General features: G+C 52.1%; 21 protein-coding genes. 19 read left to right on the top strand and 2 right to left on the bottom strand.

All coding sequences use genetic code 11. The annotated features are described in order from the left end of the window. Positions 1-268 precede the first annotated feature (268 nt). The 12 genes from traD (at position 269) to KGP16_RS26975 (ending at position 14600) form a co-directional block, all read left to right on the top strand. The gene (traD, locus tag KGP16_RS27030) at positions 269-2464 is read left to right on the top strand and encodes a type IV conjugative transfer system coupling protein TraD (protein WP_223501617.1); all 2196 of its coding nucleotides are present in this window, start codon (positions 269-271) and stop codon (positions 2462-2464) included. Further along, positions 2464-7710, top strand: coding sequence for a conjugative transfer relaxase/helicase TraI (gene traI / locus KGP16_RS27025; protein WP_223501614.1), 5247 nt, complete (start codon positions 2464-2466; stop codon positions 7708-7710). The genes traD and traI overlap by 1 nt, the downstream gene beginning before the upstream one ends. A 1-nt stretch (position 7711) precedes the next feature. Then, the gene (gene traX / locus KGP16_RS27020) at positions 7712-8449 is read left to right on the top strand and encodes a type-F conjugative transfer system pilin acetylase TraX (protein WP_223501611.1); all 738 of its coding nucleotides are present in this window, start codon (positions 7712-7714) and stop codon (positions 8447-8449) included. A gap of 63 nt (positions 8450-8512) precedes the next feature. Further along, positions 8513-8929 (top strand): hypothetical protein, encoded by a 417-nt coding sequence (locus KGP16_RS27015; protein WP_223501609.1) that lies wholly within the window; start codon positions 8513-8515, stop codon positions 8927-8929. Positions 8930-8991: 62 nt separating this feature from the next. Further along, the gene (locus KGP16_RS27010) at positions 8992-9300 is read left to right on the top strand and encodes a hypothetical protein (protein ID WP_223501608.1); all 309 of its coding nucleotides are present in this window, start codon (positions 8992-8994) and stop codon (positions 9298-9300) included. A 224-nt stretch (positions 9301-9524) separates the two neighbouring features. After that, complete coding sequence (locus KGP16_RS27005) at positions 9525-10085, top strand: phospholipase D family protein (RefSeq protein ID WP_371822728.1); 561 nt, start codon at positions 9525-9527, stop codon at positions 10083-10085. 189 nt (positions 10086-10274) lie between these two features. Then, positions 10275-10535, top strand: a complete 261-nt coding sequence (locus KGP16_RS27000) for a replication regulatory protein RepA (RefSeq protein ID WP_223501606.1) — start codon at positions 10275-10277, stop codon at positions 10533-10535. Between the two features lie 231 nt (positions 10536-10766). Further along, a complete protein-coding gene (tap, locus tag KGP16_RS27750) occupies positions 10767-10841 on the top strand; it encodes a RepA leader peptide Tap (RefSeq protein ID WP_074423337.1) in 75 nt (24 codons plus the stop codon). Continuing rightward, a complete protein-coding gene (locus KGP16_RS26990) occupies positions 10834-11916 on the top strand; it encodes a Replication protein (protein ID WP_371822727.1) in 1083 nt (360 codons plus the stop codon). The genes tap and KGP16_RS26990 overlap by 8 nt, the downstream gene beginning before the upstream one ends. A gap of 1132 nt (positions 11917-13048) precedes the next feature. After that, positions 13049-13528 carry an Hcp family type VI secretion system effector gene (locus tag KGP16_RS26985; RefSeq protein ID WP_218520574.1) on the top strand — a complete coding sequence of 160 codons (480 nt, stop codon included), beginning with the start codon at positions 13049-13051 and terminating at the stop codon, positions 13526-13528. A 14-nt stretch (positions 13529-13542) separates the two neighbouring features. Next, positions 13543-14265 (top strand): hypothetical protein, encoded by a 723-nt coding sequence (locus tag KGP16_RS26980; RefSeq protein ID WP_218520575.1) that lies wholly within the window; start codon positions 13543-13545, stop codon positions 14263-14265. Further along, positions 14262-14600: a DUF2645 family protein gene (locus tag KGP16_RS26975; RefSeq protein ID WP_218520576.1), complete on the top strand. Its 339-nt coding sequence runs from the start codon at positions 14262-14264 to the stop codon at positions 14598-14600. Before KGP16_RS26980 ends, KGP16_RS26975 begins: the two co-directional genes overlap by 4 nt. Before the next feature lie 186 nt (positions 14601-14786). Here KGP16_RS26975 and KGP16_RS26970 read toward each other — a convergent pair whose 3' ends face one another. Further along, positions 14787-15404, bottom strand: coding sequence for a TetR/AcrR family transcriptional regulator (locus KGP16_RS26970; RefSeq protein ID WP_218520517.1), 618 nt, complete (start codon positions 15402-15404; stop codon positions 14787-14789). Positions 15405-15535: 131 nt separating this feature from the next. On the opposite strand from KGP16_RS26970, the gene KGP16_RS26965 reads away from it, so the two are divergent. The 7 genes from KGP16_RS26965 (at position 15536) to KGP16_RS26935 (ending at position 21524) form a co-directional block, all read left to right on the top strand. Next, complete coding sequence (locus tag KGP16_RS26965; protein WP_223501605.1) at positions 15536-16792, top strand: Tm-1-like ATP-binding domain-containing protein; 1257 nt, start codon at positions 15536-15538, stop codon at positions 16790-16792. Further along, positions 16789-17616, top strand: coding sequence for a phosphoenolpyruvate hydrolase family protein (locus tag KGP16_RS26960; RefSeq protein WP_223501604.1), 828 nt, complete (start codon positions 16789-16791; stop codon positions 17614-17616). Before KGP16_RS26965 ends, KGP16_RS26960 begins: the two co-directional genes overlap by 4 nt. Before the next feature lie 209 nt (positions 17617-17825). Next, the gene (locus tag KGP16_RS26955; protein ID WP_223501603.1) at positions 17826-18320 is read left to right on the top strand and encodes a hypothetical protein; all 495 of its coding nucleotides are present in this window, start codon (positions 17826-17828) and stop codon (positions 18318-18320) included. A 339-nt stretch (positions 18321-18659) separates the two neighbouring features. Next, on the top strand, positions 18660-19517 hold the full coding sequence (locus tag KGP16_RS26950; RefSeq protein ID WP_223501602.1) for a hypothetical protein: 858 nt from the start codon (positions 18660-18662) through the stop codon (positions 19515-19517). A gap of 72 nt (positions 19518-19589) precedes the next feature. After that, positions 19590-19826, top strand: coding sequence for a hypothetical protein (locus KGP16_RS26945; RefSeq protein ID WP_223501600.1), 237 nt, complete (start codon positions 19590-19592; stop codon positions 19824-19826). A 278-nt stretch (positions 19827-20104) separates the two neighbouring features. Next, entirely contained in the window at positions 20105-20374 is a 270-nt protein-coding gene (locus tag KGP16_RS26940; protein WP_223501598.1) for a hypothetical protein, read from the top strand. Between the two features lie 805 nt (positions 20375-21179). Continuing rightward, positions 21180-21524 carry a colicin E1 immunity protein gene (locus KGP16_RS26935; RefSeq protein WP_223501596.1) on the top strand — a complete coding sequence of 115 codons (345 nt, stop codon included), beginning with the start codon at positions 21180-21182 and terminating at the stop codon, positions 21522-21524. A gap of 10 nt (positions 21525-21534) precedes the next feature. Here the strand turns inward: KGP16_RS26935 and KGP16_RS26930 are convergent, their stop codons facing one another. Then, the gene (locus tag KGP16_RS26930; protein ID WP_223501594.1) at positions 21535-22674 is read right to left on the bottom strand and encodes a colicin-like pore-forming protein; all 1140 of its coding nucleotides are present in this window, start codon (positions 22672-22674) and stop codon (positions 21535-21537) included. Between the last annotated feature and the right edge of the window lie 230 nt (positions 22675-22904).

Raw genomic sequence — 22904 nt, 5'->3', positions numbered from 1 at the left:
GAGTTCCCCAGCAGGCAATTCGGCCCCTGCTCTGCTGACAACCCAATTGCCTTACTGACTCCCCGCCTTTAACCGTAAACGCAGAACGACTGTGCAAATCCTTTGTGCAGTCGTGAAGTGTTGCCGGCGAAGTTGGAATCTGTGGTCGAATTAAATGTGCGATCGGTTTGGTTCTGAATAGGCAAACGCAGCGGCAGAAATAGTTATCAGCGCTGCAACCAATTTTGCTTTTTTCGTTTAATCCTCTCTTTTATACCGGATGGATATCATGAGCTTTAATGCCAAGGATATGACCCAGGGTGGTCAGATTGCGAGCATGCGCATCCGTATGTTCAGTCAGATTGCCAATATTATTATTTACTGCCTCGTTATTCTGTTTGCCATTATTGTCGCGCTGACCTTCTGGGTGAAACTGTCCTGGCAGACATTTGTTAACGGTATGCTGTATTTCTGGTGCCAGACGCTGTCGCCAATGCGCGATATAGTTAAATCCCAGCCAGTCTATACCGTGCGCTATTACGAGAAAGAGCTTAAGTACAACGCGCTGCAGGTATTGCAGGATAAATACCTTATCTGGTGTGCCGAGCAGGTCTGGGCGACGTTTCTGTTGGCTGCCATCATCGCTGCCGTGGTCTGCGTGGTGGCGTTCTTCGTCACCACCTGGGTGCTGGGTCATCAGGGTAAGCAACAGAGTGAGGATGAGGTCACCGGGGGACGTGAGCTGACCGATGACCCGAAACGCGTGGCGAAGATGCTTAAACGCGACGGTATGGCGTCCGACATTAAAATTGGCGACCTGCCGCTCATCAAGAACTCCGAAATCCAGAACTTCTGTCTGCACGGCACGGTCGGTTCCGGGAAGTCCGAGGCGATACGTCGCCTGATGAATTATGCTCGCAAACGTGGCGACATGGTGATTGTCTACGACCGTTCCTGCGAATTCGTCAAAAGCTATTACGACCCGGCCACCGATAAAATTCTCAACCCGCTCGATGCCCGCTGTGCGGCCTGGGATTTGTGGCGTGAGTGTCTGACTCAGCCGGATTTTGACAACATTTCCAACACGCTCATCCCTATGGGGACCAAAGAAGACCCCTTCTGGCAGGGGTCCGGGCGTACCATTTTTGCCGAGGCGGCGTATCTGATGCGTAATGACAAAGACCGCAGCTACAGCAAACTGGTCGATACATTACTGTCGATTAAAATCGAAAAGCTGCGTGCCTATCTTAAAAACTCGCCGGCGGCCAACCTGGTGGAAGAGAAAATCGAGAAGACCGCCATCTCTATTCGGGCGGTGCTGACCAACTACGTCAAAGCCATTCGCTACCTGCAGGGTATTGAGGGTAACGGCGAGCCGTTTACCATCCGTGACTGGATGCGTGGGGTGCGGGAAGACGGGAAAAACGGCTGGCTGTTCATCTCATCCAACGCCGACACCCATGCGTCCCTCAAGCCGGTCATTTCGATGTGGCTATCCATCGCCATCCGAGGGCTGCTCGGGATGGGTGAGAACCGGGATCGCCGGGTATGGGTGTTTGGCGACGAACTGCCCACCCTGCACAAGCTGCCGGACCTGGTAGAAATATTGCCGGAAGCCCGTAAGTTTGGTGGTTGCTATGTGTTCGGTATTCAGTCCTACGCGCAGCTTGAGGACATCTACGGCGATAAAGGCGCCGCCACGCTGTTTGACGTCATGAACACCCGCGTATTCTTCCGTTCACCGACGCGCAAAATTGCCGAATTCGCTGCTGGGGAGATTGGCGAGAAAGAAATCCTCAAAGCCTCCGAGCAGTATTCCTACGGGGTAGACCCGGTGCGTGACGGGACGTCGGTAGGCAAGGACATGGAGCGGGTGACGCTGGTTAGCTACTCCGACATCCAGACGCTGCCGGATCTCTCCTGTTATGTCACGCTACCGGGACCCTATCCGGCAGTGAAGATGGCCCTGAAGTACCAGCCACGACCGAAGGTCGCACCCGAATTCATCCCGCGCACCCTGGATGAGCAGGCGGATGCGCGTCTGAACCTCGCCCTGGCCGCACGCGAAGACGAATCTCGCAGTCTGGCAGTGCTGTTTACGCCGGATATTCCGGTTGAAGCGGTTGTGTCAGTGGTAGCCAGCGCACCTCCCGCGCCTGTGGACGTCCCTGTCGCGCCGGTTGCACCTGCAGCGCCCATGGAGCGCCCAGCGACGAGTGGCGCACCTGCGGCTACATCCGGTTCATCGGAAGCAGCGGTGGGCGTTGGCGGTACCGAGCAAGAGCTGGCCACCAAAGCCGAAGACGCTGAAAAGTTGCCGCCCGGTATTGATGTCAGCGGCGAAGTGGTGGACTGGGATGCCTTTGAAGCCTGGCAGGCTGAGCAAGATAGGCTGTCAGGGAAGGATATGCAGCGCCGTGAAGAGGTGAACATCAATGTGCATCGTTCGCCTGAAAAAGACCTCGAACCGGGAGACAACCTCTGATGCTAAGTTTGTGGAGAGTTAAATCGGCCGGCAGTGCCGGCAACTACTACACCGACAAGGATAACTACTACGTCATTGGCAGTATGGGAGAACGCTGGGCGGGCGAGGGGGCTGCTGAGCTGGGGCTTAAAGGCGAGGTGGACCAGAAAATCTTCACCCAACTGCTGGAAGGTCGCCTGCCGGACGGAAGTGATCTCAGCCGTATGCAGGAGGGTGCCAACAAGCACCGCCCTGGCTATGACCTGACCTTCTCAGCCCCCAAAAGTATTTCAGTGATGGCCATGCTCGGCGGCGACACGCGGCTGATTGACGCACACAACCACGCGGTGGATACCGCTGTGAAGCAGGTGGAGGCACTGGCCTCGACGCGGGTGATGACCGACGGTAAAAGTCAGACCGAGTTGACCGGCAATCTGGTGATGGCGCTGTTTAATCACGATACCAGCCGTGACCAGGAGCCGCTGTTGCACACCCATGCCGTGGTGGCCAACCTCACCAGGCACGGTGATGATTGGCGCACGCTCAGCAGCGATAAGGTCGGCAAAACCGGCTTCATCGAAAACGTGTACGCGAACCAGATAGCCTTTGGCAAAATTTACCGCGCCACACTGCATCAGGATGTCACGGCGCTGGGCTATGAGACTGAGATAGTGGGAAAGCACGGCATGTGGGAACTGAAAGACGTACCGGTCGTCGAATTCTCCAGTCGCACTCAGGCGATTAAGGAGGCCGTAGGGGAAGATGCATCGCTAAAATCACGCGACATGGCCGCGCTGGATACGCGGCGTCCGAAAGAAAAGGTCGATCCAGAGCAACGGATGAGCGAGTGGATGCACACACTGAAAGCCACCGGCTTCGATATCCGGGGCTACCGCGAGTACGCTGACCAGCGTGCGCAGGCGGGTGACATCCCGGCCCCGGCCGTGGAGGCCGTCGACGTCAGTGCGTCGGTCGGCCTGGCCATCGGCATGCTGAGCGACCGGCGGGCGCGCTTCACTTACTCTGAACTGCTGGCCACCACAATCGGTCAGTTGCCCGCGCAGCCGGGGGTGGTGGCGCAGGCGCGCGAGGGCATCGAGTCGGCGATTAAAAACGAACAGCTTATTCCGCTCGATAAAGAAAAAGGCCTTTTCACCTCAAGCATTCATGTACTCGACGAACTGTCGGTGGCGGCCCTGAGCCGTGACCTGCAGCGGGCCGGGCCGATTGATACCTTTGCGGATAAAGCACAGCCCCGTACTCGAGCGTACTCTGACGCGGTCAGTGTGCTGGCGCAGGACCGTCTGCCGGTGGCGATTGTGGCCGGTCAAGGGGGGGCCGCTGGTCAGCGTGAGCGTGTAGCGGAGTTGGCCATGATGGCGCACGAACAGGGGCGTGAGGTGCAGATAGTGGCGGCAGATCGCCGCTCGGCCCGCAGCCTTGCGCAGGATGAGCGCCTTGGCGGGGAGCACATTACCGACCGGCGGGCACTGACGGAGGGGATGACCTTTTTGCCGGGCAGCACGCTGATTGTCGACCAGGCCGAAAAGCTGACACTCAAAGAGACGCTGACGCTGCTCGATGGTGCCCTGCGTCATAACGTGCAGCTATTGATGACCGACAGCGGGCAACGCAGCGGCACCGGCAGCGCCCTGACGGTGATGAAAGAAACGGGCGTTAATACGCTGAGCTGGCAGCAGGGGGAGAAAACCCGGGTGGACGTCATCAGCGAGCCTGACCGGCGTCAGCGTTATGACCGGCTGGCCACCGACTTTGCCCGCAGTATACGGGCGGGAGAACACAGCGTGGCACAGGTTGCCGGTGTCCGCGAACAGGCGGCACTCACCGGTGCGGTGCGTAATGCCCTGCGCGCAGAACGCGTGCTGGGTGAGAAAGAGCACACCATCACCGCGCTGGAGCCGGTGTGGCTGGACAGTCGCCATCAGCAGGTGCGTGACCACTACCGTGACGGGATGGTGATGGAGCGTTGGGATGCTCAGGCGCGACGTCATGAACGGTTTGTGATTGACCGCGTTACCGCCCGTAATAATAGCCTGACATTGCGCAATGCGCAGGGTGAAAGTCAGGTGATCCGGCTGGTGTCGCTCGACAGCAGCTGGTCGTTGCTTCGTGCCACGCAAATCTCGGTGTCAGAAGGGGACCGATTGGCTGTGTTGGGCAAAACACCAGGCGCACGGCTTAAGGGGGGCGATACCGTGACCGTCACCGGCTTTGATGATAAAGGCATAGCCGTGACCCTGCCCGGTCGCAAGGGAACGGTAACGCTGCCGTCCGGAGACAGTCCGTTTACGGCGCCGAAAGTCGGGCAAGGCTGGGTGGGATCGCCCGGGCGCAGCGTGAGTGATAACGCCACGGTCTTTGCCTCACTGAGCCTGCGGGAGATGGACACCACCACCCTCAACAAGCTGGCCCTGAGCGGTCCGCAGGTGCGGCTGTACTCGGCGCAAACCGAAGCGAAAACCACGGAGAAACTGGCCAGACAGTCGGCCTTCAGCGTGGTGTCGGCACAAATCAAGGAAGCCGCCGGGCATGACCGACTGGAAGATGCGCTCACACACCAAAAAAACGCGCTGCACACCCCGGCGCAGCAGGCCATTCATTTGGCCATCCCTGAGCTGGAAAGTCGCAACCTCGCCTTCACAAAACCTCAGCTGATGGCGGCGGCCAGCGAGGCAGTGCCGACAGGACCGGGACTGGCGGCGATTGAGCGGGAAATAGACCAGCAAGCCCGGGAGGGGGCGCTGATGTCGGTACCGGTCTCACCGGGGAACGGCCTGCAACTGTTGGTTGCCCGTGCATCTTATAACGCCGAGAAAAGCATTATCCGCCATGTGCTGGAAGGTAAGGATGCCGTTGCGCCGTTGATGCACCGTGTGCCAGGGGCGCAGATAGAGGGGCTTACATCCGGGCAACGCAATGCCACGCGGATGATCCTTGAGTCCTCTGACCGTTTCACCCTGGTACAGGGCTACGCAGGGGTGGGGAAAACGACCCAATTCCGGGCGGTGATGTCGGCTATCGGCACACTACCGGAGGAGCAGCGGCCCCGCGTCATTGGCGTGGCACCCACCCACCGAGCAGTGAGCGAAATGCGCGATGCCGGCGTGCCGGAGTCGCAGACGCTCGCTGCGTTTATTCACGACACGCAACAGCAGCTGCGCGGCGGCGAAAAGCCGGATTTTCGCAACGTGCTGTTCCTGGTGGATGAAAGCTCGATGGTCGGCAATGCCGATATGGCCCGGGCCTATGGCCTCATCGCCGGGGGCGGCGGACGGGCGGTGTCCAGTGGCGACACCGATCAGTTGCAGTCTATCGCACCTGGCCAGCCGTTCCGTCTGCTGCAAAACCGCAGCGCCATCGACGTGGCGGTGATGCAGGAGATCGTTCGCCAGACCCCAGCCCTGAAACCGGCGGTCTACAGTTTGATTGACCGGGACATCGACAGCGCCCTCAACACCCTTGAGCAGGTGGCACCCGCACAGGTGCCGCGTCAGGCGGGTGCCTGGCAGCCGGAGAGTTCGGTGGTGGAATTCGGCGCGGCGCAGGAGAAGGCTATCGAGAAAGGTCTGGCTGACGGGAGCCTGACGCCCGGCGCACAACCCGCCACCCTCTATGAAGCCATCGTGCGTGACTACACCGGGCGCACACCGCAGGCGCAGGCACAGACCATCGTGGTGACAACCCTGAATGCCGACCGGCGGGCGCTGAACGCGCAGATACATGAGGCTCGTCAGGCGGCCGGTGAGCTGGGTGAGCAGGAGGCCCGACTACCGATACTGACCTCCGCCAACCTGCGTGACGGTGAGCTGCGTAAAATGGCCACCTGGCAGGCGGCGCACGACAATCTGGTGCTGATGGACAGCACCTACTATCGGATTGACAGCCTGGATAAGGACGGGCAGTTGGTCACCCTGAAAGATGAACAGGGCAACACCCGCTCGCTGTCGCCCACCCAGGCTGTGACAGAGGGGGTGACGCTGTATCGCCCGGACACCCTTACGGTGTCGCCCGGCGACCGGATGCGTTTCTCCAAAAGCGACAATGAGCGGGGTTTTGTGGCCAACAGCGTCTGGACAGTATCCGAGATTGACGGTGACAGGGTCACGTTGTCAGACGGGCACCAGACCCGGACGGTGAACCCCGCTGCCGAGCGGGCAGAGCAGCATATCGACCTGGCTTACGCCGTCACTGCCCATGGGGCGCAGGGGGCCAGTGAGCCGTTTGCGATTGCGCTACAGGGCACCGAAGGGGCACGAAAAGCCATGGTGAGCTTCGAATCGGCCTACGTGGCGCTGAGCCGTATGAAGCAGCATGCGCAGGTGTATACCGACAACCGTGCGGCCTGGGTTGAGGCGATGGGAAAATCCCGCGCACGCAGCACGGCGCATGACATTCTGGAGCCTCGCGGTGACCGGGCAGTCAGTAATGCTGAGCGTTTGATGGGCACGGCAAAGCCGCTGGGAGAAGTGGCGGCCGGACGCGCAGTGCTGCGCCAGGCTGGATTATCGCCGGACGGGTCTATGGCGCGTTTCATCTCGCCTGGCCGTAAATATCCGCAGCCCCATGTGGCTTTGCCTGCCTTTGACGGCAACGGTAAGCCGGCAGGTATCTGGCTGAGTTCGCTGATGCCCGTTGAGGGTGAAGTGCGGGGGTTAACGGACGAAGGCCGCGTGATGGGCAGTGAGGCAGCCACCTTTGCCGGCCTGCAGGTGAGCCGTAACGGGGAATCACTGCTGGCGGCCGATATGCCGGCTGCGCTGAAGCTGGCGCGGGAAAATCCACACAGCGGCGTGGTGGTGCGTCTGCCTGGCAGCGAGGGGCGGCCCTGGAACCCCGGTGCTATCACCGGGGGCCGGATCTGGGCGGATGGTGTATCGGACGATATGGTCACCGGCACACAGCATGGCGAAAAGCTGCCGCCGGAGGTGGTGGCGCAGCAGGCGCAGGCCGAACAGCAGCGCCGCGAAATGGAAGAACGGGCCGCGCAGGCGGTGCGGGAAATGGCGCGCAGCGGTGATAAGGGCAGAGAAGGAACAGACCCGGTACGGGAAGTGGCGCGTGAACTGGAACGGACGCAGGAACCCACCCCTGACGCGGTCAGGGTACCGGACAATCATGAAGAACGTCGCCGTGATGACGCGGTGGCACAGGTGGCACACGAGAACGTGCAACGTGAACGTCTGCAACAGATGGAGCGCGAGGTGGTGCGTGACCTCGACCGGGAAAAAACACTGAGCGGAGACTGAGATGCGGGCAGAGGATAATGTGTTCTTCCCCCTGGTGGTGGTCACGGACAACTGGCTGCAACGGTTGCTGGTCTGGACGCCGGGGCAAACCGATCTGATTAAAACTGTGGCTCTGCTACTGATGGTGGCCGACCACACCAGCCTGCTGTTCGGGCTCGACAACGACGCGCTTCGGCTACTTGGACGGGGTGCTTTCCCGCTGTTCGGCCTGGTGTGGGCGATGAACCTGGCCCGCCATCCACGCATCCGTCAGTCGTCGCTGAACCGGTTGTGGGTGTGGGCTGTGGTGGCACAGGGCGGCTGGATACTCGCCGGGCTGCAGCCGTATGAGGGCAATATCCTGTTTGCCTTTGCGGTCAGCGGGCAGGCGCTGGCGCTGATGCAGCAGCACGGTCCCCGCGTGTGGCCGCTGTCGTTGGGACTGGTTCTGGTGTGGTATCCCTTTTCGGGCGGCAGCTATGGCCTTGCCGGCATCATGATGCTGTTACTGGCCTGCGGGGTGTGCATGACGGCCAGGCGCACCACGCGCACCGGACTGGCGTGCTGTCTTGCGCTGGTGATGCTGGCGCTGAACGCCGGCGACGGTGCGGCGATGGTGATAGCGGGGCTAGTGATACCGGGCGTCACCCTGACAGTGCTGAGCAGCTCCTATCGTCTGGTCACCCGCTTCTGGCCCCGGGAATTTTTTCCGCTGTTCTACACCGTACATCTGGCGGTATTGGGACTGATTGCGATGTAACGTAACGGCCAGAAAGATAGGTTACGCGAATTAATTTAATATATCAATGGGAGTTATGAATTCATGAGTAATGAAATGAAAAGTAATAAAGCGCAATTGTCCACGTTGCCACAGCGAATTCTTCTCGATCCACGCATCGCCTTGGTACAAATGCTGAATATTCTGCTGGCTGGCAGCAAAATTCTTATAACCGCGTTGTATGTTATGCCTTGCGCATTTTTCTGGTTACATGTGTTGCTCATTAATTTCTTCCCGCAACTTGTTACAGAAATGATGGCAGGGATTAGCCATATTTCAACAACCGAGGAGGCGATGGTTGCATTGCAAGCGACATTCGGCCCCCACGGAACCGCAGCGCATTTCCTCTTGGTTACCTGGGTACTGTGGACTGTGTTGCGATTGGTTATGGGGTGGAACCCAGGGTTTCGTAACTGCTGGCGTGATGCGCACAATCGTGAGTTACAGGGGCCGAATGAGTGACTTTTGTTTACAGGAATCACAGTCAAGTGACTGATAATTAAATTTAATGCTAAGGGCTAGACATGCGAACAATAACCACACGCGAACAGTTATTAGTGAACGGAAAAGTCAGGGAAAGAGTAGCCACGCATATTGTGACGGGTGCTCACGGATATGAAACGCTTTGCACAAGCGGTTATAACGTCAGTTATAACGACAAGCGGGGACTGATTGAAAATTGCGAAAAGCAAGAGGAACTGCCGATCACCTGCCCTACCTGTTACGTTGTCTGGCATGATGTACACAAATTTAATTCTGGCAATTTCGACACGGAATCAGGAAAGGGAAGTTTTACAGAGATAGACCTAACAGAGATTTCGATAGGACGATAACACTCGAACCTAGGCGATAAACGTCAACTCAATACCATCATTGGGTGGAAAATAATTCTACGGGTCGACACTAATCGTAATTAACTTTGCATAAAAGCCTGACGCCTCCGCAATGCGTCGTTGTCCAACCGCGCTCGGGGAGAAAAACAAGTTTTCACTCCGAACGGGTTCTCATTACCCATCTTCTGGCGGTTGACGCCAGTCCGTATTAAAAAAGGAACGCTATGTATTCCCCTAACCTCGCGATGCACAGAAAGGTACTGGCCGGCCTGTTCTGCATGACCTTGTTTGTCGCACAGCCTGTTGCCACCGCAGCGGTGATTGAGACCGGTTTCTCACCGGAAGGAAGCGCATTGCCGCTGGTACTGAAAGCCATTTCGACCGCACAGACAGAGGTTCGTGTGATGGGGTACTCCTTCACGTCACCTGAAGTGGTACGCGCATTAATCAACGCCCGAAAACGTGGGGTGGACGTCAGGGTGGTACTGGACCACAAAGCTAATGCCGGCAAGCAGAACAAAGCCAGTCGGTCAGCCATGAATTTACTGGTAGGCACGGGCATCCCGGTTCGCACAGTGAGCGCATTCAAAATCCTTCACGATAAGGTGATCGTCACCGACAGGCGCAACACGCAACTGGGGTCATATAACTACAGTCGAGCAGCAGAAAAATCCAATTCCGAGAACGTGCTGGTCGTGTGGGATGACTCTGTGGTGGCTCAACGCTATTTGCAGCACTGGATGTCGCGATGGGATATCGGAAAGGAGTGGCGTTCGTCGTATTGAGAACTTTCCTCATGCCTTTCAGTAACCCTATGACGATTTGATCCTCCCGGCTCAGGTCGTCCGCTCATCCTGCATTTTTATCTGTCACCCGCGCCAACGGGACTGAAAAATGCTTTTTATGCTGCTAACTTACGGATTCTGTAGTACGCTTTGCCAAACGATTCTTGTTTGATCCTTGAGGAGGCAAAGATGTCACCACAGGTTAACGCAGTATCTTCCTCAACTAAAACCAAGCGTATTTACCGTAAGGGTAACCCGATGACCGCGACTGAAAAGCAGTTGGCATCCGTTGCTAGGAAACGCGTAACGCACAAAGAAGTTAAAGTGTTTGTTCGAAACCCACTGAAAGATCGCATGATTAAGGTCTGCGAAGAAGATGGTTTGACCCAGGCGCAGTTCATCGAGAGGTTAATAGAACAGGAACTTACCCAGCGAGGATTGCTCGGGTAAAGTCTTTACCTTCTTGCGGGTTGATGTATCGAGTGCTAGATTACTGATCGTTTAAGAATTCTTGGCTGGCCACGCCGTAAGGTGGCAAGGAACTGGTTCTGATGAGGTATCTACCCGGAGCCAGAAAAGCAAAAACCCCGAAAATCTTCTCAACTTGGCGGTAGGGAAAGATTATCGGGGCCCACTTAAAACTGTATAGAAGCTGTTGCTCTATACGGGGAGTATAGTTTCATGCTCAGAAAAGTTCAAGACCTTCTGTGTGCAATACTCTTTCAGTGCAACTTAAGCGCAGGGCTATTTGACTAGCCTGAATTACGCTTCTGATGCACCGATAATCGAACCCAATCGTACCCGGCGTGGGGAGGCTAATGCCTTACGCAAAGGGACGTCAAAAATCCATCGTCGTTATCAGCCTGGGCTGAAGTGTGCTGTACCACGTGGCATGGCGTCGAAAGTGGTCGCCCGCGTGAGCAGTCACAATTGGCATCGCAATCCCGACCTGGTTGAGCTGCGTCAAAATGGGTATGTCCCCTATACCAAACGCAATGATCCCTATTACATTCCCAAACCGATGCGCGTTCACGCACGTTCCGAGGCCTGTGAGGCTCTGACGGCTCTGTCACAGGTGATGGCGGCCAACTGCGACTTTAACCCGGACAGCGACTATCCTTTCGAAATCATGGCTCCGATGGAGCAATTGGCGCATTACATGGGTGTGTTGCATGTCTACGACAGTGGCCGCAAAGCCTATGACGTGGCGCTCAACGCACTCTCGGTGATGGAGCAGCTGCAGTACGCGATCGTCCTGCATGGCAAAGATACCGACAGTGGCCAGAACAAGCCGTTGCGTGTCTGGCTCAGTGAAAGATTCTTCACTAGCCGTGGTATTGCCGTCGATGAAATTCGCCAGTGGCTCGGCCAATTCCGCACCTGGGCGATTAAGAACGGCCTGACGGAAACGCTACGCACCAAATATGAGCGCCATTTACTGCGTATCGAGCACATTGGCATCGATATCAAGAATCGTCACTCCTTGCGTAACCGGCTTAAGCAGATCAAGCGCTGGGTGGTCAACCCGGACTTGGCCCGCGAGAAAGAGAAGGTGGTTGGCCAGCTCGAAGACGCCCTCGATACGCTTGAGCAAGGTGATCGTCTCGATCTGCTCCTGGACGGTCTACAGAGCAAAATCAAAGCCGATGGCAAAGGCCACAAAAAGGCCCAGAACCGGATGTATCAAGCCTATGTCGCCTGGTCGAACAAAACCATGCGCCACGAGGTTGTGCAGCTGGAAATGGCGCTACAGCGCGATAATCCGGGGCTGCTTCACAGCGATCCGGAAGCCTATTATCAACGGCTGCTGGAACGGGCCGGCAAACTCTAGTCACCAAAACCAGACTGAAAAAAACCGTGTCACCCTGACGCGGGTTTTGTGCTGCCTGGCGTTCAGGAATTGCTGTTTTTGCAAGCGATGCGCGCGCCGACGATGGCGAAAATGAGGCGGGGTGGCCATCATCTTCCAGACCCAGATATCCGAGAGCGTAAACAACAGCAGTTAATTTCGAAGAAGGCAGTTAATTTCGAACCATAACGTACTGATATCCTTATTTTCGAACGTTAATCCATAACAAAATAAGCCTTTTAAAAAAGGGGATGTCATCGCGCTCAACAGCGCTCGATGATACGTCCTTCGCTCTGCTCAGGCAGAACACCCCGGGAAACTCAAACACCGAGCAAAAACGCAGCTCTTGTAACAAAAACCCCACCGGCTACGCCGGTAAAGTAGCTCCCGCAAAGCGGGCTATGTCGCTGCACCTGATTGCTCAATGAAACAAGACTATCGTGGCCAAAATACATCAGAGGTTCCTTCTGTTACAAACACCTCCCCACCCACTGCAAAGCCGCCGCCGCCCCGGCCTTTGGCCGGGAACAGCAGTGGCTTTAAAATGGGTGTTGTAACTAACAATAGAGTAGCTGCGGGAAATGTCGCGATAAGCCTGACATACACGCTCGTAAGCGGCCCTTACGGCCCGCATAACGCGGAGATACGCCCCGGCTGCGGCTACGCCTTGCCGTGACCACTCCGACAGCGCAATTTAACTCCTGTATCGCGATAGATAGGTTTGGCTTAGCAGGGCGAGGGATGGGATAGGTGAAACCTATCAGAACAGGGCGGCGATGCCGCGTTACCGGCGACCTAAACCTACGGTGTTCTCTAAAGCTACTGTAGTCGCCTCCATGCGCGATGCGCATAAATACAGGCGGGTTGCCAAACCTCACGTCGCTCATTAGCGCCGGTGCGGGCAGCCAGCATTTCCATTGAATTGATCCAGATACTTACCTAGAATCGGGAGCATAAGAAACAGTCATTGCGCCAGTAAAAATCATCGATAACAAACGGCGACCATCCTTGCGATACTTTTGCCCACTTTTCCACCAGTCGAATTGAGCAGTACCGAATTTACCCCGGCAAGGAATGGCCTTTCGGGGGGAAACTACCCAAGGACAAGACTGACATGGCAAATAACATCTACCTCACCATCAAGGGCAAAAAACAGGGGCTCATCTCAGCGGGATGCTGCACCCTGGACTCCATCGGAAATAAATACCAGATCATGCATAAAGACCAGATCCTGGTCCTCCAGTTTGACCATGCAATCAGCCGCAGCCAGCACACCAACCATCACCCGATCAAATTCTGTAAACCTATCGACAAATCCTCCCCCCTCTTTGGCATCGCCATCACCAACAATGAAGAGCTCGAACTCCTGTTTGACTTCTACCGCACAACACAAACCGGGGCACAAGAAAAATACTATTCTATCCAGCTCACTGGAGCGACCCTGAAAAATATCGCTGTATCCTACCCGCATGCCCTGACCCATGCAGAAAACCAGCCTGAAGAAATGATCACGGTTGCCTACAAGAGCATTGACTGGAAACACCACATCGCCGGAACCGGCGGCTACAGCATCTGGGATGATCGTGTGTATTAAGAGGAAAGGAAGCCATGCAAAACAACATCGTTGCGCGGAACAAATTCTGTGACATCACCCAGATCAAATTCAGAAAGTGGGATGAGATCGACGCGATGTATTGGAAACTGACCAAAAATAACCCTGAGAGGAAAAGCGGAGAATATTACTCAAACGCTTACAAAGATGCCTACGTTCAGTACAACAGAAGACTCATCATTGAATCCGCCAATGCCTTCGGTATTCCGCCAGAACTGCTGGGGGGAGTTGCCTGGATAGAAGCAGGAGGAAAGCCGGAAGAATACAAACCGCTGACCATGATCTGGCGGGAACAATTCAGCTTCATGAAAAATGTCAAACCGGCAGACCATACCTCTGTTGGCTCAGTAGCCATGCAAATTCGTGTCGCGGCTACTACGCTGGGACTCGATCCGGGAACGCTGACCACTCGCGATCAATTAGAACTCGCCACTTGCCTGCTGGAAGACGAATTTAACCTGCGTCTGGTTGCACAGCACCTGAGAGACCTGATCCTCTATGACTACCCAGATGCCGCGACACTTCACCCAACAGATATACAGTACAGAATGGCCGGGATCCGCTACAACCGGGGTATTGAACGCCAGCGAGATGACTTTATCCGGTGGATGAATGGCAACCTCCAAAAAGGTGATCCTAACTGGCCCTATATATCCTATGGTGAGCGCCTGCTCTCTATCCGGCCCCACATCAAAAGACTGCTGGAAATAAACTGGTGAAGACATACCAAAAAAGGCTGGTCGAAATCCTCTCCCTAGTTGGATATTTTATCCTCGTTTATCTATGCATGCAGGTTTTTAGCATAGGCGAATATGACTGGATGCGGGAACCAGGCGACAGCGTGTGCAGCGTGCTGCTTGACCCGGATGACACGAAAGACATCACAGCACCACTGTTCCTGTTCTTCCTGGGAACGCCGCTCCTGATAGCCCTGGTACGAGATATCGTATTTAGGAATGTCTTCAAGGCTGTACTTTATTGCTTTGGGCTGACTGTGGTTATTGTCTACTGGTGGTGGTCTTTTTGGGGACAATACGGCGCGTGTGTTAGCTGAATTTATTCCTCATTTTCTTCAGAGCATAACGGAAAAGTATTAAAGGCCGGATCCACTTCCGGCCTTTAATAAAATAGATAAATTCATATGCTATTTTCACCCACACACTTACAGACCAAGGTGGTTAAATAATACGTTACACATACATGTATTTCAGATATCCAAACCGTCCCTTATAACTCACAGTTAATTATTCTCTTCCAGTGCCTGGCGCAGTAATAATTTGGTTCCCCAGACGGTTAGATCAATAATCTCTTCCTTGTCGAGTCCAAAGCTATCTTTAAGTACTGTCATCGCTTCAGTACCATAAAGAACCGACATCAACATCACCAGCTTTTGGCGTGTTTCTTCTGGTATCTCGCTTTTTAGTGGTTCCAGGGCTTCGGTTAAAGCAAACTTTCGGTTGCTCTTTTTGATATACCTCACATCTTGGTTTTCAGCGTCTCCCGAGAAAGACTCCTGCCAGCGTTGCTGAGAAATTCGTAAGGCATCACGCATTAGCGCTTCATGCGTGTCCAGTTCGCCAAATCCCCAAGTCAGCAGTTTTTCTACATTTTCTTCAGCAGCATTGTTCATTGGAGGTTTGTCAAACGAGTTGATCACTTGCTTAACCACATACTCCACGAACTCACTGTGTGTCGAAAAATAGCTTTTGAGAGTTACTTTGGCGTACTCGGCTTCTCGTGTGATTTCTTCTGGGGAAGGGAATTTTTGCTCCTGATAGAGCTTTAAAGCCGCACTCGTCATGCGTTCCAGCGTTCTACGGCGAACTGGTGACAGGTTGTTTTCATCGAACAAGATCATCGTGATGCCTCATTTTTTCAACAAAAATATCCCATGACATAAAAATATCTTGCGAGATATAAAATATTAGCATAGCTTTATATTGCACTATATCAACAAATCTTTCACGTCTTACATGGAGTGAGTCGTCTATGTCTAAATTCGTATACATCATAGGGACCGCAGATACCAAGCTGGAAGAACTGCTCTGGCTGAAGTCCTGTCTGTGTTCCGCAAGTGTAGATTCTCATATTATTGATGTTTCTACCGGTTCATCCAATGCATTTCATGTAAATAATCAAGTAGATATCAGTGCTGCACAAATTGCAGCATACCATCCTGAAGGCATGGACGCTGTTTTTTGTGGAGAACGGGGGAAAGCTGTTACCGCTATGGCTACTGCGTTGGCTCGCTTTTTACAGAGTACGGTGGAGGATATTTCCGGTCTTATCGGTATTGGGGGGTCGGGAGGGACGGCATTGATAGCTTCAGCCATGCAGACAATGCCAATCGGAATGCCCAAACTCATGGTGTCCACAATGGCGTCGGGTAATGTTGAAGGGTATGTCGCCGGCATGGATATAGCCATGTTGTATACTGTTACCGACCTCAATGGCCTGAATTACTTATCACGCACTATTCTGGCTAACGCGGCTAATATGATTGCTGGCGCCGTAAATTTTGCAATTGATCACGACCACATCCAAAAGCCTGCTTTAGGGCTAACAATGTTCGGTGTAACAACGGCCTGCATTAATCAGTTGGTAGCATTGCTGGGTGAAGAATACGAATCATTGGTCTTTCATGCTACCGGCAACGGTGGAACGAGCATGGAACGATTGATTGAAGGCCGTGGAATTGTCGGTGTTCTTGATATCACGTTGACCGAAGTGGCAGATTTATTGTTTGGTGGCGTTCTCGCATGTAATGAAACACGCCTCGATTGTATTGCGCAGACGCAGACGCCATGGGTAGGGAGTGCCGGAGCTCTCGACATGGTAAATTTCAGCGAAAGGAACAGCATACCTGAGCGTTATGCTCATCGACAATTTGTAGAGCATAACGCTCAGGTGACACTGATGCGCACAACACCAGAGGAAAACTACCAGCTCGGAGTTTGGATTGGCAATAAGCTCAATCGATGTAATGGGCCGGTACGCTTCATCATCCCAGAAGGCGGATTTTCAGCGTTAGATGCCCCTGGACAGCCATTCTTCGATCCGAATGCAAGACAAGCTTTTGCAGAAGGATTGGAATCTACGGTGATCCCGACGGCACAACGCCAAATTATCAGAACGCCTCACCACATCAATGCACCTGAGTTTTGTTCGCTTGTAATTGAGCAGTTCCAGAATGTAATGCAACACCAGGGAACCGCTTATGATTCAACACCAGGGAAATCCTTATGAAAAACTACAATATAGTGAAAGAGAAGCTGCAACTGAAAGTCCTGCGTCAGGAACCGATTATCGGTGCCGGGGCAGGAACGGGCCTATCAGCACGATGTGAAGAAGCTGGCGGAGTCGATTTGATTGTGATCTACAACAGTGGTCGCTTCAGAATGGCTGGGCGTGGTTCGCTGGCGGGATTAATGCCGTACGGTAACGCCAACCAGATTGTGCGTGAAATGGGTAATGAAGTGCTGCCAGTGGTAAAAGATACGCCCGTACTGGCTGGCGTTTGCGGAACAGATCCCTTCTGCAATATTCCGCATTTCCTGGACGAACTAAAAGCACAGGGATTTGCCGGTGTGCAAAACTTTCCTACTGTCGGGCTGATTGATGGAAACTTCCGTAAAAATCTAGAAGAAACTGGGATGGGTTATGGCCTGGAAGTAGACATGATCCGCCAGGCTCATGAGAAAGGGATGCTGACCACACCGTATGTATTTAACGAGCAGGATGCAGTTGCCATGACTGAAGCCGGTGCTGATGTCATTGTGGTGCATATGGGGTTGACCACTGGGGGCGATATTGGAGCAGATACCGCACAGAACTTAGAGTCTTGCGTCCCAGTGATCAATGCTTGCGCCGCAGCTGCAAAAGCAGTACGAGAGGATGTGATCGTGCTGTGCCACGGAGGTCCTATCGCAGAGCCAGATGACGCAGCCTATATACTGTCCCATTGTCCTGACTGCCACGGTTTTTACGGGGCAAGCTCGATGGAACGTTTACCTACAGAAGTAGCGATTAAAAATATCGTTAATGAGTTTAAGAAAATAAAAAGGAAGTAATAATCAGTATATTAACCCTGCTAATAAAAAGACATGTGAAGTAAAATGTAAAAACAAACAACTAGGCATTTTTGATGCGTAGTTGTTTGCCTTACCGCCTGAGACCAAGCGGTCTCCGTTCGAATCTATTAGAATCAGTTAATATGATGTTAATCTAATCGCTTTTGATTAAAGTTATCAATCAATAATGGCTGTATAGGAGTTTGCCGATGAGTATATATGAGAGTGAGTGCAAAAAATATTCAGAGTTATTTTTATCCAAGATGGAAGAGAAATTTAAACTGAAGGAGGCTGAAAATAATGAAATACGCAAACATCAAATGCGGTATCTTTTTTTGGTGTTACTGGTTGAGCAAGTGGTTAAATCAAGCAGTTGGGGCATGTTGACCTCTTTAAGAGCAACTGAAACATGTAAAAAGCTGGTTGATAATAAATATATTCCCATTGATTTGTGCTATAGCATTATCGCAAATTCGTCAGGAGAAAAGTTAATTTTATTACCTAGCGATGTCAGTTGTGACAAGATTACTATGCGCTGGGAAACACCTGAAAAAGAAAGCAGTGAGCGTGATGATTTATTGATTTATTGGAATGATGGCCAGTGGGATCTCAGATTTGGGAGAAATTCAAACGACCAGGGACGGGTGGATGAGAACGCTATCCGCTACATTCTGCATAAACACTTTTTCAATGATTCACACTGATGTGATCGAAGACCACCAATCCGTATGGATGAGATGTTCTCCCTCGTACCAGATTGGTCGTTTCAGTTCTCTGCAGTTTTCGGAAGGTTCGATGTCTAGGGGGGCCGCTTGGAAAACGGAAAATAAACTACGCTAAGAGGGAGCAGTTTGGAGATAGGGGATTTTTGTACGCTAAGCGTATAAAATACATAGGGTTACGCTCTTTGCGTTCGTTTTCGTTCCATTGGGCTCCGAACACCGCTATCTATGTCTTTCAGACGTTATTTACGCATCACTGTTTACTTGTTCGTAAGTTAGGTCAATAATGCGTAAGTTGATTAACTTACGTGGAATCTGTTTATGTTTAGAGCCAATGAAGATTCGGAAAAACTGCGCATCAAGGCATTCGACTACCTGCTAATGAAAGAGAGCTTTCCATGGCGTAAGGACAATCGCGGGACTGTTTCCACTGAGGACAGAAATCGAGCGGAGCACGCTTTGACTGTCATTCATGAAAAGTTCGGGCCTTTTGTTACGTCTTATCCTGAGTGGCATCCGGTTATTGCTCTTGGGCGTGATGTGCATAGTCGTTCAGGTACTCAAACTACCCCCAGCTTCGCGCATCTTGATCACACGAGTTATATGGCAAATGCGATTATTACTTGCCCGTATGGCAGTACGGATGAGCTGATTGCTACGGTGAAAAGTTCTTACTGGGGGTTAGTTCAGTACCTGAATAGTGATGATGGGCGTTATAGCAGCATCGCTGGCTGGTTACGTATGGCTGCTGATTCCATTGAATTACGTGCTGCGTATATAACTGATGAATTAATCGAATCGTTTACAGATGGTAATTATGACTACGACGATAGTGATGTTTTCAGTGATGTTTCTGACTTGATTCCCCTGTATGCACATGACGCAAGACCAATCCTTATATGGTGGAGTTGGAATAAACATCAACTGGAGTCTGACGGCACAATTTCGCCAGCTATCGCTGTTCCGTTAATGCTTTCCCGTACCTTGGCTGATATGTCATATGCCGAGTTCGCTGAGTCGTGGGAAGATATGCGCTATCTGCTTCTCGGAAGCCCACATGGTGCTCGCTCCTCGCTACTCCTCAACCAGTTGACAGTTAAACAGCTTCGCACGATGTTTAACGGGTTAATGGAGTCTGGTGCGTTTGGGCCATCCAGAAAACACCTTACAAGCTACTAGCCATTGCTGAATTGCTCTCAAACGTAGTTCGCCGGATTGAGGTTTACCGGCAAATTACCTAAAGGATTATGTATGGATAAAAAAATATTTTCTTATCAAGAAATAACGGAAGTGACTGAAAAGTTTATACGTAATGAAAGGGATTCATTAAAAGAGCTCGATATCGATATGGTTAACATATTCGACACGCGGCCAGATCGTTGTGCGGCGGCAGCTATGGGCGCTTATGAGCTGTGGAACCAGTTAACGGCAGACTTTCAGACGCCAGTGGATAAAGCGCGCTTGCTCGATTTGGCATTCTCCATATGATCACCGTATTGATAGCATTTCTGCGCTCGAGGCCTCGCGCCTGGTGACTCAAGTGCTATCAATTTTAGCGACCGGCAGCAGATGGAGTCCACGTAAACGCTATCAAATCGGTGTTGGCCGCTAGCTCCGGGGGGCAAGAGTGATAGCGCCGCCCTGATTGGGCAATACCGGAAAATCACCCAAGCAGGTGTTCATGTGATTGGCCCTCAAACACACCTTGCAAAAAAGTATTATCTGGATGTGATAAAATGCCTGAACAAACAAAATGAGGTGTTTATATGACAGACGTAAATGTGGGTGGGACTGGACTAGAGCTATATCCTGATGAGTACAAAGACCTTTTAAAGAAGGTGCTTGCTTGTATAAATAACAACGATGGATCATTTGATATCGATTCGCTATCCCTTGAGTTGAAATTCATTGATAGGGAATATCTCTCTGCTTTAGTGGGGAAGCTAAAGTTTCACCAGCTTATTATGAAAGATGAGCGCGAGAAAATGTGCCTTTCGGATAAGGGCAGAGAAGCTTTCCCTTTGGATCATTGGTGAATTGGGCTTTACCGGCAAACAGCCTAAAGGAACGGTGTTCTGCCTGGTTTATTAAAATGTTGATATCGTGGGCTATAACATGAGACAGGATGGTTATGCTAACTAAAATACTAAATAAAATTCTTGTAATGCTGTGCTTCTGTTTTATTGCAGCATTTTTACTGCTTATGGTGTCGGTGCCTTTTCTCGTTACATGGGAACCCGATACCGTTCGTAAGGATATCCTAATCACTGCGGTATCTTATGGCTTGCTTGCCTATGGTAGTTATCATTATCTTGCCGGACGTCGGAGCCGTTAAGGAATTATTGTTAGCATTTCCTTTCTCGATACCTAGTGCCTGGTCAAGAGAGTGCTATCAATATTATTTTTTCATATTCATATTTTTTACTTTAAAGAAGGTTTAGAGTTATGAAAAAATTTTTAGAACTGGGCGTGATTGACCTGTTGATTACTATTTGCCTGCTTACCGCGGGTATAAATCTTCTCAGGTACCTGTTTGGCTGATCTCGCGTGCTACCTGCTCATTGCCGATCGCCGAACACGTTGGCCTGGAGTGTAATGGTTTATAGATGGACCATGGGGGGGGGATGCGCTTTCTCTGTTCCACGATCGTCCTTTCCGACCTCTGCCGATCTCGGAAAGCCTCTTACAGATGCAATTTGCCGTTCATGCCAGCGTACTGGTTAGGATGCCTACTTTTCAGTGAGCATGACATTTATCATTTCAGCATGACTACGTCTTCACACGGTAAGAGTGGTAAAGTAGAAATCAAGGTGCAGGAACGGGAGTGACAACACGGGAGAGATGATGATGACCAAGGCATTTTATCTGAAGAATATAGTGTATGGTTCTCTGTGGGCGGTCTTGGCCGCGTTTATCTATTACAGTGGTTTCAATCAGGGCCATTCGGTAGGCATGTATCTTATCTTTGGGCTGTCTGCCGTCCTCTTTCCTTTCGCAAAATGCCTGGTTGAAACGCTGGCCCTTAAATACACCACGCGTGAGTTCTGGTCGCGGGGACTGTTTGTTGAGACCCCGGCAAAGAATGGCCTCTACGCCCTGTATCATATGGCTTGCTTCGTGGTTTCCATCCCGCTTGGTCTTCTCTATCTGCTGCTGAATAAAAACGCCCTACAGGGTAAAGTGTAGGGCGCTAGTTTTATCTAAAGATTTTGTCGTTGATTTTTTGGATCAACGCATCATTGATGAGCGTGCTGGTGATGGCCAGTAACAACCCATAACCCAGAATGCCCAACGGTGTGGCGGTTAACACCGCAAAGGTAAAGGCAACAAGGGCCGATGCCGCCAGTGAGGCACCAATGGTCTCAGCCCTGACATAAAAGGACCGGTAATCGCCGGTCCGGATCCCTTTGGCTAACTCCACGGCCAGAGATACGGCGTCTATGGTGTACCCAACCGCGCCGAAGGCTTTACTGAATTTGGCCAGATTTTGGGCCACCAGATCGCGATTCACAGATTCCAGGGCACGGGCAATGGCCTCACGATCCTGCACACTGAATTTACGATGTATCGCAAGCCCATACTTTTCATACGCTTGCAAGGCCTCGGTGACATTCCTGATCTTTTTCCCTTTTGCCGAATCCGCCAGTTCCCGTGCGATGGCGGCCGAGTTAACCCCGTATTTCGCAGTAACCTCTTTAAAATAATCAGCAGTGAATCTCACCGCCGAATTGATTTCATTGAGATAGGCGCGAAGCAGATCCTCCGCTTTATTCTCTTGAGCTCGCCTCGCTGATGAGTTGCCACTATGATTGCCAAACGCCAGTCTGGGATGAAGGTCCTGTTTCTCATTTAATACTGTGACAGAGTAAATATTATCGCCACTTCGAACGTAATACTCGGGCTTGTTACTATTTTCACCGAGGAATCGACCGGTATCGACCACGTTCGCATGTCCTGAGAGTGGATAAAAAACCCCACCCATGTTCCATTTATTAACGTTGTCTCCGCGAGCTGTTGGACTATTTCCGATTAGTGAATTTAATACGCGAGTAACTCCATTCGCGCCGTCATCGACCAATGATGAATTAAAACTAGTCATCACGATACCATTCATAACAGGATGACCTTCGGCATTGATCGTCACTGTCCCAAATTTACTTTTGTGAGATTCACCCGGTTTTAACATTTTCACACTGGTTGACGCTGCCCCGCCACCATTACCGCCATTGCCCCCATTACTGCCGCCGCCCCAGTGAACGCCAGTTTGGCGACCACTCCCTCTTTCTGAACTCCAATTGGTCCCATCACCATTACCGCCCCAACTAAATCCGGCCATGTTATTTCCTTAATTTATTGTTTTGAAATACTGTTGTGTGTAAATACTTTTCGATTTACGTTCGCGGATATATAATCGTTTCTATCATTCACAAGACATAACTAATTTAACACTATGTCTGCCTTAGATAATACGCGTGATACCTCGGTAGATATATGTGAGCCGGTTGTGTGGTTAATGGCACAGAATTTAAATAAAAAATGTCTAATAAATAATGGGCTTTAATGAAA

Origin of the sequence: Serratia sp. JSRIV006, assembly GCF_019968685.1 — a bacterium.
Taxonomy (GTDB): Bacteria; Pseudomonadota; Gammaproteobacteria; order Enterobacterales; family Enterobacteriaceae; genus Chania; species Chania fonticola_B.
This window is presented reverse-complemented; position numbering and strand designations above follow the sequence as displayed.